This window comes from Bradyrhizobium daqingense (genome assembly GCF_021044685.1).
Classification (GTDB): domain Bacteria; phylum Pseudomonadota; class Alphaproteobacteria; order Rhizobiales; family Xanthobacteraceae; genus Bradyrhizobium; species Bradyrhizobium daqingense.
Genome location: NZ_CP088014.1, coordinates 2,197,204 through 2,209,291 on the forward strand (window position 1 = coordinate 2,197,204; position 12,088 = coordinate 2,209,291).

Below are 12,088 nucleotides of genomic sequence, written 5' to 3' on the forward strand. Positions count from 1 at the left end.
CCGCCACCGGGTCCGCGCAAAGCGCGGCCCGATGACAGGCTCCGCGGTCGTCTCGAAGGACGAGGCGTGCGCTCAGCTCACGCAGAGAGCCATATGCGATTGCCCTGCCTCCGGAGCGACGGGCGGAAATCTCATGATCGGCCAGGCATTACTGCTTGTGACCCAAGGCGGACCTGAGGGCCGACAGACGGGTTTGCTCAGGAGGTGCACTGGCATTCAAATGGAGCATGAGGAATGTTTGGTAAGTCTGGCGGCGTCTGGTTGAACGAGCCGAGAAAGTGGTCCGAAAAGGACAACTACCTCGGGCTGGAAACAGACCAGGGCACCGATTTTTGGCGCGAAACTCATTACGGCTTTATCCGCGATAGCGGACACTTCCTCGCTTTTCAGGCGGGAGATGCATTCACCGCCGAACTTCGTGTCCGAAGTCATTTCAAGGCGCTCTACGATCAAGCGGGCCTGATGGTGCGAATAGATGAACGGCGTTGGCTAAAGGCTGGAATAGAGTTTTCGGACGGGCGTGCCATGCTGTCCAGCGTGCTGACGGCCGGGCAATCCGACTGGGCAACAGCCCCTTATGAGCACGACCCCAGTGACTTTCGACTGCGCGTCACGATTGCGCATGGCGTCCTTCGTTTGCAGGCATCCAGCGATGGACAGATATGGCCTCTTATGCGGCTTGCGCCATTCGCCCAGAGCTCCTCCTATCTTGTTGGACCCATGGCCTGCACGCCGGAGCGGTCCGGATTGGAAGTCGCTTTTTCCGATTTCCGGCTGACGCCGCCGCTTGGCAAGGAGCTTCATGATCTCGGGTGAGAGCACTGGCCAACGACGCTGACGTCCGGGAGCAGGAACCATGTCCGGGCCATCTGATTGGAACGTTGGTACGTCCACTCCGGGATCACCAGCGAGCTTCCTGGGAGGCGTCTTTATCAGGAAGGAGCCACCAATGGATGACAAACGAAAATCATCGAAGGCGGGGGAGCAGGCCGCCGAAGGCTTGCGAGAAGCAACGTCCAAGGACGAAGCGAAGAACGAGAGCGAGATGGGGCACGATCTGGCCAAGGGGGCCGATCGTTTCGAAGAACGCTCGAAAAGCTCCGATGGAAAAAGCGCGGAAGACAAACAAAAAGGTTGAAAGCAGCCGAGCACGACCGGTCGATCTGCTCGCGCATCGCGCTTGACCGGGTTGGCTTCGGCTAAAGCGATTGCGGCTGGTTGAAGACCTGAGCGCGCGCCTCCTCCTTCGAGACGACCGCTTCGCGGTCTCCTCAGGATGAGGCTAAGTGGCATCGTGCCCGCTCAAACTGCTGCCATACACTCCGTCCTCATCCTGAGGGCCCGCCGGAGGCGGGCGTCTCGAAGGATGGCCACAGACGGGATCGCTCCCATGCGATTGCCCTGCGCTTCTGGGAGAGGCAGCGCATCCACGTTGCAGCAATCAAACCTGATCTCATCACGGTTCAGGAAACGCCGCCGATCTTCTCGGAGACGATCCTGGCCGCGCTGCGCAGCTCGGCGGCGATGGTGCTGGCCTCAGCGGCGGGAATCTGATCCTGCCGCACCAGCGGCACGGTCATTGCGGCCACCGCGCGGCCGGAGGCCTCGATGATCGGGCAGCTATAGGCGAGGATGCGCGTATAGCCGTCATCATTGGAGAAGTTTCCACCTTCCGACGAAATGCGGTCGAGCGCCGCAAGCGCCTTCTTGGTGCTGATCCGATCGTTGGTCGCGATGACCTGCGCAAGCTCTTCGCGCCGGCCTTCGAGCTGGAAGGCCGCCAGCACCTTCGCAGAAGCGTATTGCTGGGTGAGTGGAAACACCGCGCCGACCTTGACCGACCAGCCCATCAGCCATTCCGGCTCGATCCGGGCAATCACCATGAACTGCTCGCCATGCAGCACCGTCAGGTGACAGGACAATTGTACGCGGGAGGCGAGCTGCTCCATCACCGGCAGCGCCGCCTTCAGAAGGCGCTCGGTTGGTGGGAATTGCGAGGCAATCCGGAACAGTTTCAGCGTCAGCGTGTATTCGCCGGTCGCGGGGTCGCGCGCGACATAGCCACGGCGCTCCAGCGCCACCAGCATCCGGAAGATCTCGCTGACAGAGCGACCGACACGTTCGGCGAGCTGCTTCTGGCTCAGGCCGCGTGCAGCGCCCGCCAGCGCCTCCAGAAGGTCCAGCCCCTTTTCCAGGGCGGGCGCGCCCGGCTGCAGCTTCTCAGTCATTCCTTGGGCCTTTTTGGATCAGCGCCCGTGAGCACAGCTCGTAGGATGGGTTGAGCCCTTGCGAAACCCATCGCTGCTCTATCCCCGCTCACCGTAATCGCGGCTGTCATCCGACTGATCGCCGGCCCAATCGACTGGGTAATTGCCAAGCTCGACGTGGCGATGAAACGAGGAGGGCGCCCAGTCACGTACCCGGTTGACGAGCCCGTGCTTGACCGGATTGATATGAACATAGTCGACATGCCGCGCGAAATCGTCGTCGTCGCGAATGGTATGCTCCCAATATCTGCGTTGCCAAATGCCCCGTTCACCTTTGGCCGACCGGCTTGGGGATATCCTCTCATTGCGCGCCAGAGCGCGCGAGAAGGTGGATTTGATCGACTGCCAGCGCATTGCAAAATCAGCATCACCTTCAGGTAACGTCCACACCGTATGAAGGTGGTCAGGTAGCACCAAGATGGCATCGATCGTGAATGGATGGCGCTGGTGCGTTTCGCGAAACGCCCGGCGCAACACCTCGATATGATCCGTCAGCAAAGCCAGCCTCCGCTCCGCCAGATTGACGGTGAAGAAGAAGCACCCACCCGGAACGAAGTTGCGGCGGTACGCGGTCATGGCGTGATACTATCACGAAACAAGTGCGATGGGTTTCGCAATGGCTCAACCCATCCTACGGGCTACTGCATTTACTCATCGCCCTTCCGACCCCGTTAGCACAAATTAATCGCGAGAATTATTGCTTTAGTCCGCTTTGATACAAAAGCTCCTGAACAACGCTTCGAATGTCGCCGATCAATGGTTGAATGTCGCCTCTCTTAGCCACAAAAAATCGATTGTGTGATGACTTGTCGCCCACATCTTTTAACTTCGGAAGCGCCGATTTGAGATTTCGGCTAGGGTTCCAGGCAGTCTCTTGCAACGTTGCAGCTATAAGGTCTCTTAGAAAAAGGTAGTCACCACTCGGCCCTTTGATCTTGTGGGCAACTCGATGCTTTTCGAAGGTCTCGATGATGAGCGTTTCGATCAGGCGACGGATCATCACTGCGCAAGCATCGTACCAGCCCTTCTCGTAAGCGCCGTTGATCTGTTGCGCGATCGCTAAGATATAGGTCCTGGTATTGCTGGTCAGCGACTTCATGATGACCTGGTGTGAATTGGGAGCCAGACCTTCCTCAGGTGGCCCCAACTCTCGCTCTACGTCGGCGTTGATCGCTTGCGCTGCCGCGAACACATTCCTCGCTGAAGTCATGCTTGCTCAGACTTAGAACCGTACAGGTGTTTCGCCATACTCTCGAAAATCTTGTCAATCTGCTCCGCAGATGATTCCGGGGAAATGTGGATTTGGATATCGATGTGTACCGCCGGGTGCGGAGGAGACCCGCCGTTAGCGGATGGAGAAACGGGCGCCATCGACGGCGCGGCTGGCGTATGTAATGGACCGGTCGATAGGACGTTCAGATCGTTTGCGTCGGTCGGTAAAAAATCGGCCTCTTCGACTAGGCTCTTGAAGGTCTGCACGGTCTGCCTGATGACTTGTTCTCCGCCCGTGGAACTGGTGCTGAAGACATGAGTCAAGACTGCCGGGGATTGGCTGTTTGCGTCAGGATAGAGTGCGAATAATTCAGAGTAACCCTGCTTTATGGCCTTCCCCAGAACTGCTCGATGATTTTGGCCGCGATATTCGCTCCACAGTGACGTCGGAATAGTCGAGCTATCGACCAAGCCAAGACGTTGATCATGCTGGGATCGTTGCTCGAGGTATATCCGAGCGTCTTGAGGTGAGCCGTAGTTAGCTTCGGTGGAATGCCAGTTGTACGAACTTTCTGAAGCAAACCCTTCAATTTGCCCGTGACGGGCGTGTACGGATAAGTGGGCAAAAGACTTTCCTCCTCGATAATGCTTGAGGAGGCTGCAACTAATGCGTGAGTCGCAAGCGGAAACGCGAGTTATTCTCCCTATTCACATAGTTTAGCGCTCAACTCGGGATTATGCGGCTACGCTATTTCAAGCCGCCGTTCCACGCGGCGCCACGTAGATCAAACGCAACCCCCAGGGTTTGTTGTTCGATCGGTCCGGCGAGCGCAGTCGCGTCACCGCTCACTGCCAAAGCCCCAAGAAGCGGCGCCGCGGTTGGGAATGACAGCGAGTTCGGGCCATTCCCCTTGAGCCCCACCCCGATTCGTGCGACCTCCGCACCAGCAAAAACCCCATCCTGAGCCTTCGATGCACATTCTCCTGCTCGGTTCCGGCGGCCGCGAACATGCCCTGGCGTGGAAGATCGCGGCCTCTCCCCTGGTGACCAAATTCTGGTGCGCGCCCGGCAATGCCGGCATCGCGAAGGAGGCGGAATGCGTCGCGCTCGATGTCGCCGACCATGAAGCGGTGATCGAGTTCTGCAAGGCGAACGCGGTCGAGCTCGTGGTGGTCGGGCCGGAGACGCCGCTGGCGGCGGGCATCGTCGATGATCTCACCGCCGCCGGCATCAAGGCGTTCGGGCCGAGCAGGGTGGCGGCGCAGCTCGAAAGCTCCAAGGGCTTTACCAAGGCGCTCTGCACCGAGTTCGGCATCCCGACCGGCGCCTACAAGCGCTTCACCAACGCCAATGACGCCCGCGCCTATGTGCAGAGCCAGGGCGCGCCGATCGTGGTCAAGGCCGATGGCCTCGCCGCCGGCAAAGGCGTGGTCGTCGCCAAGACCGTGCGCGAGGCCGAGGATGCCATCGCCATGATGTTCGAGGGCGCCTTCGGCGAGGCCGGCGCTGAGGTCGTGATCGAGGAGTTTCTGCCGGGCCGGGAGATCAGCTTCTTCGCGCTCTGCGACGGCGAGACCGCGATCCCGCTGGCCTCGGCCCAGGACCACAAGCGCGTGTTCGACCACGATGTCGGCCCGAACACCGGCGGCATGGGTGCCTATTCGCCGACGCCGCTGGTCACGCCTGCCATCCACGACGCGATCATGGCCAAGATCATCCTGCCGACGGTAGCTGGCATGAAGCAGCGCGGCACGCCATTCCGCGGCGTGCTCTATGCCGGGATCATGCTGACGACGCAGGGCCCAAAGCTGTTCGAGTTCAACGTCCGCTTCGGCGATCCCGAGTGCCAGGTGCTGATGCTGCGCATGATGTCGGACATCGTGCCGGCGTTCCTCGCCGCCTGCGACGGGGAGTTGAAGCATTTCGATCTGCGCTGGCATCCGGAATCCGCGCTCACCGTGGTGATGGCCGCCAAGGGCTATCCCGGCGACTATCAGAAGGGGACGCGGATCTCTGGCCTGGAGGAGGCTGCCAAGGTCGACACCGCCGAGATCTTCCACGCCGGCACCGTCGAGAAAGATGGTGCAATTCTCGCCAATGGCGGCCGCGTGCTCAACGTCTGCGCGCTCGGCAAGACCGTGACCGAGGCGCAAAGCCGTGCCTATCAGGCCGTCGACCGCATCGACTGGCCGGACGGATTCTGCCGCCGCGACATCGGCTGGCAGGCCGTGGAGGCGGAGAAGGCCAGGAAATAGGCTGCCGATCCGGACGGCGCGACAGACGCGCGGACCCGGAATCTCGAGGCATTGTGTCACCGCACCGCCACATCCACATTCCAGAATATGCAATCGGTCGTTGGGGTTAGCCGCCCCGCCGATTATACCGCTACTGTGCATGGGGTTGTTTTCGACCATCGTTGTGTCGAGGCGGCCCTCGCCTGACCAGACAAGGATGCAAAAAGATGTCCGACCTCGCCGACCTCTATCCGGGATTTGCCGCTGAATGGGTCGACACTTCCTTCGGCCGCATCTTCGCCCGCGTCGGGGGGAAGGGCCCGCCGCTGCTGCTGCTGCACGGCTTCTCCGAGACCCACGTGATGTGGCACCAGGTGGCGCCTGAGCTCGCCGACGCCTTCACGCTGATCATCGCCGACCTGCCGGGCTATGGCTGGTCCGACATGCCCGCCAGCGATGCGCTGCACATCCCCTACAGCAAGCGCGCCATGGCCAAGGCCATGGTCGAGGTGATGGAACGGCTCGGCCACGTGCATTTCGCGCTCGCCGGCCACGACCGCGGCGGCCGCGTCGCCTATCGCTTGGCGCTCGATCATCCCGGCCGGCTGTCGAAGCTCGCCGTGCTCGATATCCTGCCGACCTATGATTACTGGGAGCGGATGAACCGCGCCTATGCGCTGAAGATCTATCACTGGACCTTCCTGGCGCAGCCCTATCCGCTACCGGAGACGCTGATCTCTGGCAATGGCGAGTTCTTCCTGCGCTTCAAGATGGCGAGCCAGACCAAGTCGAAGACGCTGGACGCCATCGACGCGCGCGCGCTGGAGCACTACCTCGCCCCGTTCCGCGATCCCGCCCGGATCCATGCGATGTGCGAGGACTACCGCGCCGGCGCCTATTTCGATTACGACCTCGATAAGGCCGATTTCGAGGCCGGCAAGAAGATCACCATTCCGATGCTGGCGCTGTGGGGAAATGCCGGCATCGCCCAGGCCGCCTCGACCCCGCTCGACACCTGGACGCAATGGGCCACCAACGTCATCGGCATGCCCGTGGACTCCGGGCACTTTCTCACCGAGGAGAATCCGGACGATACCGCGCGGGCGTTGCGCGAGTTCTTCGCGGCAGACTAGCGCCGCTCGCGAAAAAACTCCCGCAGCAGCCGCGCCGCCTCGCTCTCGCCGACGCCGGAATAGACGTCGGGCGCGTGATGGCAGGTCGGGGAGGCGAAGAACCGCACGCCTGACTCGACCGCACCGCCCTTGAGGTCGGCCGCGCCGTAATAGAGGCGCCTCACCCTTGCAAAGGAGATGGCGCCCGCACACATGGTGCAGGGCTCCAGCGTCACGTAGAGGTCGCAATCCGGAAGGCGCTCGCTGCCGAGCTTCTTCGCCGCCTCGCGCAGCGCGATGATCTCGGCATGGGCGGTCGGGTCACGGTCGGTGAGCGTCCGGTTGGCCCCGGTGGCGATGACCTCCTGATCGCGCACGACCACGCATCCGATCGGAACTTCGCCCGATTTTCCGGCATTTTCGGCCGCATCAAGCGCCAAATCCATGAAAGAAGGGGCTTTCATGCCTCGTATCATCGCCAGAAACCTGCTACTAGCTCCGCCTTCAGCAAGAGTGGATACCGATTTTGCCTGAGCATGCGGCTCGCAGCGAGCGCGCGCAATGCTCATCGCACGACCCCGTTAAGTGAGATCATTCATGCCTCGCGACAGCGACAAAGACAACGATTCCCGCGGCCGGCGAGGCCCTCCCAAGGGGCCGCCCAAGGGCCGGTCCGGCAAGCCCCGCGGCCCCGAGAAGAAATTCGCCAAGCGCGGCCCTGAGGGCAGGAGCGACGCCCGCCCGCCCCGCGGCGACCGTGACAGCCGCCCGTTCCGCCGCCGCGAGGAGGGCGATGCCCCGCGCCGCGATTTCAGCGACCGTCCGCGCTTCAAGCGCGACGACCGCGGTGGTGAAGGGCGCGGTGGCGAAGGCCGCGGCGAGCGCAGCTTCAAGCCGCGCGGCGACCGTCCGTTCTCCGATCGCGCTTCGCGCGATGGCGAGAAGCGGCCGTTCAAGCCGCGCGGTGATCGTCCCTCCCATAACCGCGACGACCGTCCGCCGCGCAGCCGGGATCGCGACGATGCCCGTCCGGCCGGCCGGACCGGTGAGCGGAAGTTCGGCGACAAGCGGCCCTATGCGCCGCGCGGCGATCGCCCCGAGCGCAAGTTCGACGGCGAGCGGAAGTTTTCGCGAGGCGGGGATCGCGGCGAGCGCCCGCGCGATCGTGGCGAGCGCGGCGATTCCAAGCCGTGGCAGAAGCGCGACGACCGCCCGCATGGGGATCGTCCCCGCAAGGATTTTGGTAAGGGTCCACGCAAGGATTTCGGCGGCCGTGACCGTGGCGAAGACAAGCCCTGGCAGAAGCGCGAAGGCGGCGAGGACCGTCCGCGTTTCTCGCGGTCACGCGACGATCGCGCATCTGGCGACCGCCCGTTCCGCGAGCGATCGAAATTCGATCGTCCGCGGGAGGATCGTCCCAAGTTCGATCGGCCTCGTCGCGACGGCGACGGTGAGCGCGGTGGGCGCGGCGGTGATCGCCCGAAATTCAGTCGTCCACGTGAGCGCTCCGAGCGCCGCTCCGATTGGCACGAGCATCCGCGTAGCGAGGGTCGCTTCGGCGACCGTCCGCGCCGCGACAACGAGGATGAGAGCCGGATCTTCGAAAGGCGCCCCGCCTTCGGCGGCCGCGGCGCCTATCGTGAGCGCGATCGTGACTTCGAGGGTCGGCCGCGCCGCGAAGACGCACCGAAGCCGAAGAAGGCTGGCGAGCGCATTGCCAAGGCGCTGGCGCGCGCGGGGCTGGCCTCGCGGCGCGATGCCGAGGAGATGGTCACGCAAGGCCGCGTCACGGTCAACGGCCGGGTCATCAATTCGCCGGCGCTCGACGTCACCGCAAACGACGTCGTCATGGTCGACGGCAAGCCGTTGCCGCCGCGCGAGCGCACGCGGCTGTTCCTCTATCACAAGCCGCGCGGGCTGATGACCACGCATGACGACCCCGAGGGGCGTCCGACCGTGTTCGACAATCTGCCCGAAGGCCTGCCGCGCCTGATCAGCGTCGGCCGGCTCGACTTCAACACCGAAGGCCTGCTGCTGCTCACCAACGACGGGGGCCTGGCCCGCACGCTCGAGCTGCCCGACACCGGCTGGCTGCGGCGCTACCGTGTCCGCGCCCATGGCGACGTCACGCAGGCGCAGCTCGACGCGCTCAAGGACGGCATCGAGATCGAGGGCGTCAAATACGGCCCGATCGAAGCGACGCTGGAGCGCGACCAGGGCGCCAATGTCTGGCTGGTGTTCGCGATCCGCGAGGGCAAGAACCGCGAGGTGCGCAACGTCTGCGCTCATCTCGGGCTCGAGGTGAACCGGCTGATCCGGGTGTCGTACGGCCCATTCCAGCTCGGCGAGATTCCTGAAGGCCAGGTCGACGAGATCCGCTCGCGCGTGCTGCGCGAGCAGCTCGGCGACAAGGTGATCGAGAAGTCGGGTGCGGAGTTCGACGTGCCGGCGAAATCCGCCGGGGGCGGGGACGATGCACCGAAGAAGCCGATGAAGCGCGCGGTCATCAACGACCGCAAGGGCCGCCGCGTGCTGGTGCAGCGCACCGGCAGCGAAGAGGCGCGCGAGCGCAATGAGATGGAAGCGAATGGCTACGGCCCGCCGCGCCGTCCCAAGCGCGGCTATCACGGCAAGCGCGATCTGACGCCGCGGGAGGACTGACTTGCGCGTCGTCGGCGGTCGCTTGAAGGGGCGCAATCTCGCCTCACCGTCCTCGCGCGACATCCGCCCGACGGCGGACCGGCTGCGCGAGGCCGTGTTCAACATCCTCGTGCACGCCTATGACGATCCGATTGTGGATGCGCGCGTGCTCGATCTCTTCGCCGGCACCGGCGCGCTCGGCATCGAGGCGTCGTCTCGCGGCGCGAAGTTCACGCTGTTCGTCGACAATGGCGCGGAAGCGCGGGCGTTGCTGCGCAACAATGTCGAGTCGCTCGGCCTTGGCGGCGTCACAAAAGTCTATCGCCGCGATGCGACCGACCTCGGCCCCGCGCATCCCGTCGAGCCGTTCTCACTGGTGTTCCTCGATCCACCCTACGGCAAGGGCTTTGCGGAGAAGGCGCTGGCGAGCCTGCGTGACGGTGGCTGGCTGACGCCGGGCGCGCTGCTGGTGGTGGAGGAGGCCAAGGCCGAGCAGTTCGCGACGCCGGACGGATATGAGGAGCTGGAGCGGCGGGCTTATGACGACACGGAGTTCGTGTTTCTGCGTAGGGCGGATTAGCGCAGCGTAATCCGCTATCGTCGCTGTGGATGCAGAAGAGGCGGGTTACGCTGCGCTAACCCGCCCTACGGCATCGAATCACCTCCGCCCGAACAGCTTCTGCACGTCGCTCAGCTTCAGCTCGACATAGGTCGGCCGGCCGTGATTGCACTGGCCGGAGTTCGGCGTGTCCTCCATCTCGCGGAGCAGGGCGTTCATCTCTTCTGGCCGCAACCGGCGCCCCGCGCGCACCGAGCCGTGGCAGGCCATGGTCGCCGCGATATGCATCAGCCGGCGTTCGAGCGGCAGCGCCTCGTCCCATTCGGCCATGTGCTCGGAGAGATCGCGCAGCAGCCCGCCGGCGTTGGTCTTGCCGAGCAGCGAAGGCGTCTCGCGTACCGCGACCGCGCCGGGGCCGAAGGATTCGATGGCGAGGCCGAAGGACGTCAGCTCCTCGCTGCGCTCGAGCAGGCGCTCGACCGTCGCCTCATCCATCTCGACGATCTCCGGGATCAGCAGGATCTGCCGTTGCACGCCGTTGGCGGCAAGCGAGGCCTTGAGCCGCTCATAGACGATGCGCTCATGCGCGGCATGCTGGTCGACGATGATGAGGCCGTCGCGGGTCTGCGAGACGATATAAGTCTCGTGGATCTGCGTGCGCGCGGCGCCGAGCGGGCGGTCGACGAGATCGCCGACGGGCTGCGTCTCGATCCGCACGTCCGCGCTGGGCGCACCGACATCGAAGGCGGCCTGCGTGCGCTCGGCGAAAGACGGCGCGGCGGAGCCTTCGAATGACGGCATCGGCGCGACCGGGGCGGAAGGCGAGGCGCGCCAGTCCCAGCTTGCCGGACGCTGTGATGTGAAGGCGGGCCGGAACGCGGACAAGGCGCTCTCGCCGCTATTGGCAGCCGTGCGACGGCCCTCACGCGCGAGGGATTCCTTCAATCCGTGCACGATCAGCGCGCGCACGAGGCCCGCATTGCGGAAGCGCACCTCGGTCTTGGCGGGATGCACATTGGCATCGACCTCGCGCGGGTCGAGCGTGACGAACAGCGCCAGCACCGGATGGCGGTCGCGCGGCAGATAGTCGGAATAGGCGGCACGCACCGCCCCCAGGATCAGCTTGTCGCGCACCGGCCGGCCGTTGACGAAGAGATATTGCCCGAGCGCGTTGGCCTTGGTCAGCGCTGGCGCCGCGGCATAGCCGGCGACGACGACGCCTTCGCGCTCGGCATGGACCTCGATGGCGTGGCTGCGGAACTCCGCGCCGAGGATATCGCCGAGCCGCGTCAGGCGGCCGGCGGCGCCGGGCAGCGCCGCAGCCCAGGTCACCGGCGCGCGCTCCTCGCCCGCCAGCGTAAATGCGATGTCGGGCCGCGCCATCGCCAGCCGCCGCACCACCTCGCGGATCGCTTCCGCCTCGGTGCGGTCGGTCTTCAAGAATTTCAGCCGCGCCGGCGTCGCGTAGAAGAGGTCGCCGACCTCGACGCGGGTGCCATGCGCCAGCGCCGCCGGCATGATGTCGGACTTCTCGCCGCCTTCGACGGACAGCGCCCAGGCATGCGGCTCGCTCGCATGCCGCGTGGTGATGGACAGACGCGCGACCGAGCCGATCGAGGGCAGTGCCTCGCCACGGAAGCCGAGCGTGCGAATCTGGAGCAGATCCTCGTCGTCGAGCTTGGAGGTGGCGTGGCGCTCGACCGCGAGGGCGAGATCCTTCGCGGTCATGCCGCCGCCATCATCGGTGATGCCGATCCGCCGTCGCCCGCCGCCGTCGGTGAAGACGTCGATCCGGCTCGCGCCGGCATCGATCGCGTTCTCGACGAGCTCCTTGACCACGCTCGCCGGGCGTTCGACCACCTCGCCGGCCGCGATGCGGTTGACGACTTGCTCTGGAAGCTGGCGGACGGGCATGGGTTCCCTCGGCGAATAGCTCAATCTAATGCTGCTTGACAACAAATGCATGGGGAAGGTCGATCTTCCCACATACCAAATGTGGGAATCTTCAGCGTTTGATCGGTCCACGCGGATGCAGCACGCGTGCACCGATTGCCTTATATGCG

At 64.2% G+C, this 12,088-nt stretch carries 11 protein-coding genes and 1 pseudogene; 6 read left to right on the forward strand and 6 right to left on the reverse strand.

Annotation, left to right across the window (positions count from 1 at the left end; translation table 11 throughout):
• Positions 1-234 precede the first annotated feature (234 nt).
• Both LPJ38_RS10465 and LPJ38_RS10470 read left to right on the forward strand, forming a co-directional pair.
• Entirely contained in the window at positions 235-816 is a 582-nt protein-coding gene (locus tag LPJ38_RS10465; RefSeq protein WP_145641344.1) for a DUF1349 domain-containing protein, read from the forward strand.
• 133 nt (positions 817-949) lie between these two features.
• Positions 950-1,138 carry a hypothetical protein gene (locus LPJ38_RS10470; protein WP_145641345.1) on the forward strand — a complete coding sequence of 63 codons (189 nt, stop codon included), beginning with the start codon at positions 950-952 and terminating at the stop codon, positions 1,136-1,138.
• Positions 1,139-1,463: 325 nt separating this feature from the next.
• Here LPJ38_RS10470 and LPJ38_RS10475 read toward each other — a convergent pair whose 3' ends face one another.
• The 4 genes and pseudogenes from LPJ38_RS10475 to LPJ38_RS38280 form a co-directional block, all read right to left on the reverse strand.
• Positions 1,464-2,228, reverse strand: coding sequence for an IclR family transcriptional regulator (locus tag LPJ38_RS10475; RefSeq protein WP_145641347.1), 765 nt, complete (start codon positions 2,226-2,228; stop codon positions 1,464-1,466).
• Between the two features lie 78 nt (positions 2,229-2,306).
• Entirely contained in the window at positions 2,307-2,843 is a 537-nt protein-coding gene (locus tag LPJ38_RS10480; RefSeq protein WP_145641350.1) for an REP-associated tyrosine transposase, read from the reverse strand.
• Positions 2,844-2,961: 118 nt separating this feature from the next.
• Positions 2,962-3,477 carry a hypothetical protein gene (locus tag LPJ38_RS10485; RefSeq protein WP_208750629.1) on the reverse strand — a complete coding sequence of 172 codons (516 nt, stop codon included), beginning with the start codon at positions 3,475-3,477 and terminating at the stop codon, positions 2,962-2,964.
• Positions 3,474-4,105, reverse strand: a pseudogene (locus LPJ38_RS38280) (DUF5343 domain-containing protein). The gene LPJ38_RS10485 and the pseudogene LPJ38_RS38280 overlap by 4 nt, the downstream one beginning before the upstream one ends.
• Positions 4,106-4,451: 346 nt before the next feature.
• Between LPJ38_RS38280 and purD the strand changes: the two are divergent.
• A complete protein-coding gene (gene purD / locus LPJ38_RS10490) occupies positions 4,452-5,735 on the forward strand; it encodes a phosphoribosylamine--glycine ligase (RefSeq protein ID WP_145641354.1) in 1,284 nt (427 codons plus the stop codon).
• Positions 5,736-5,941: 206 nt separating this feature from the next.
• Positions 5,942-6,847, forward strand: coding sequence for an alpha/beta fold hydrolase (locus tag LPJ38_RS10495; RefSeq protein WP_145641356.1), 906 nt, complete (start codon positions 5,942-5,944; stop codon positions 6,845-6,847).
• On the opposite strand, the gene LPJ38_RS10500 is transcribed toward LPJ38_RS10495, so the two are convergent.
• Entirely contained in the window at positions 6,844-7,302 is a 459-nt protein-coding gene (locus LPJ38_RS10500) for a nucleoside deaminase (RefSeq protein ID WP_145641534.1), read from the reverse strand. The genes LPJ38_RS10495 and LPJ38_RS10500 overlap by 4 nt on opposite strands.
• A 121-nt stretch (positions 7,303-7,423) precedes the next feature.
• Here LPJ38_RS10500 and LPJ38_RS10505 point away from each other — a divergent pair, with 121 nt between their 5' ends.
• Together LPJ38_RS10505 and rsmD are read left to right on the forward strand one after the other, a co-directional pair.
• The gene (locus tag LPJ38_RS10505; RefSeq protein ID WP_167520732.1) at positions 7,424-9,487 is read left to right on the forward strand and encodes a pseudouridine synthase; all 2,064 of its coding nucleotides are present in this window, start codon (positions 7,424-7,426) and stop codon (positions 9,485-9,487) included.
• A gap of 1 nt (position 9,488) precedes the next feature.
• Positions 9,489-10,046: a 16S rRNA (guanine(966)-N(2))-methyltransferase RsmD gene (rsmD, locus tag LPJ38_RS10510; RefSeq protein ID WP_145641361.1), complete on the forward strand. Its 558-nt coding sequence runs from the start codon at positions 9,489-9,491 to the stop codon at positions 10,044-10,046.
• A gap of 78 nt (positions 10,047-10,124) precedes the next feature.
• Here the strand turns inward: rsmD and mutL are convergent, their stop codons facing one another.
• Positions 10,125-11,939, reverse strand: coding sequence for a DNA mismatch repair endonuclease MutL (gene mutL, locus LPJ38_RS10515; RefSeq protein WP_145641363.1), 1,815 nt, complete (start codon positions 11,937-11,939; stop codon positions 10,125-10,127).
• Positions 11,940-12,088 lie beyond the last annotated feature (149 nt).

Excerpts from the sequence above, each read along its gene's own strand:
- LPJ38_RS10465 (WP_145641344.1), top strand. The coding sequence starts at position 235 with ATGTTTGGTAAGTCTGGCGGCGTCTGGTTGAACGAGCCGAGAAAGTGG.
- LPJ38_RS10470 (WP_145641345.1), top strand. The coding sequence starts at position 950 with ATGGATGACAAACGAAAATCATCGAAGGCGGGGGAGCAGGCCGCCGAA.
- LPJ38_RS10475 (WP_145641347.1), bottom strand. The coding sequence starts at position 2,228 with ATGACTGAGAAGCTGCAGCCGGGCGCGCCCGCCCTGGAAAAGGGGCTG.
- LPJ38_RS10480 (WP_145641350.1), bottom strand. The coding sequence starts at position 2,843 with ATGACCGCGTACCGCCGCAACTTCGTTCCGGGTGGGTGCTTCTTCTTC.
- LPJ38_RS10485 (WP_208750629.1), bottom strand. The coding sequence starts at position 3,477 with ATGACTTCAGCGAGGAATGTGTTCGCGGCAGCGCAAGCGATCAACGCC.
- purD (WP_145641354.1), top strand. The coding sequence starts at position 4,452 with ATGCACATTCTCCTGCTCGGTTCCGGCGGCCGCGAACATGCCCTGGCG.
- LPJ38_RS10495 (WP_145641356.1), top strand. The coding sequence starts at position 5,942 with ATGTCCGACCTCGCCGACCTCTATCCGGGATTTGCCGCTGAATGGGTC.
- LPJ38_RS10500 (WP_145641534.1), bottom strand. The coding sequence starts at position 7,302 with ATGATACGAGGCATGAAAGCCCCTTCTTTCATGGATTTGGCGCTTGAT.
- LPJ38_RS10505 (WP_167520732.1), top strand. The coding sequence starts at position 7,424 with ATGCCTCGCGACAGCGACAAAGACAACGATTCCCGCGGCCGGCGAGGC.
- mutL (WP_145641363.1), bottom strand. The coding sequence starts at position 11,939 with ATGCCCGTCCGCCAGCTTCCAGAGCAAGTCGTCAACCGCATCGCGGCC.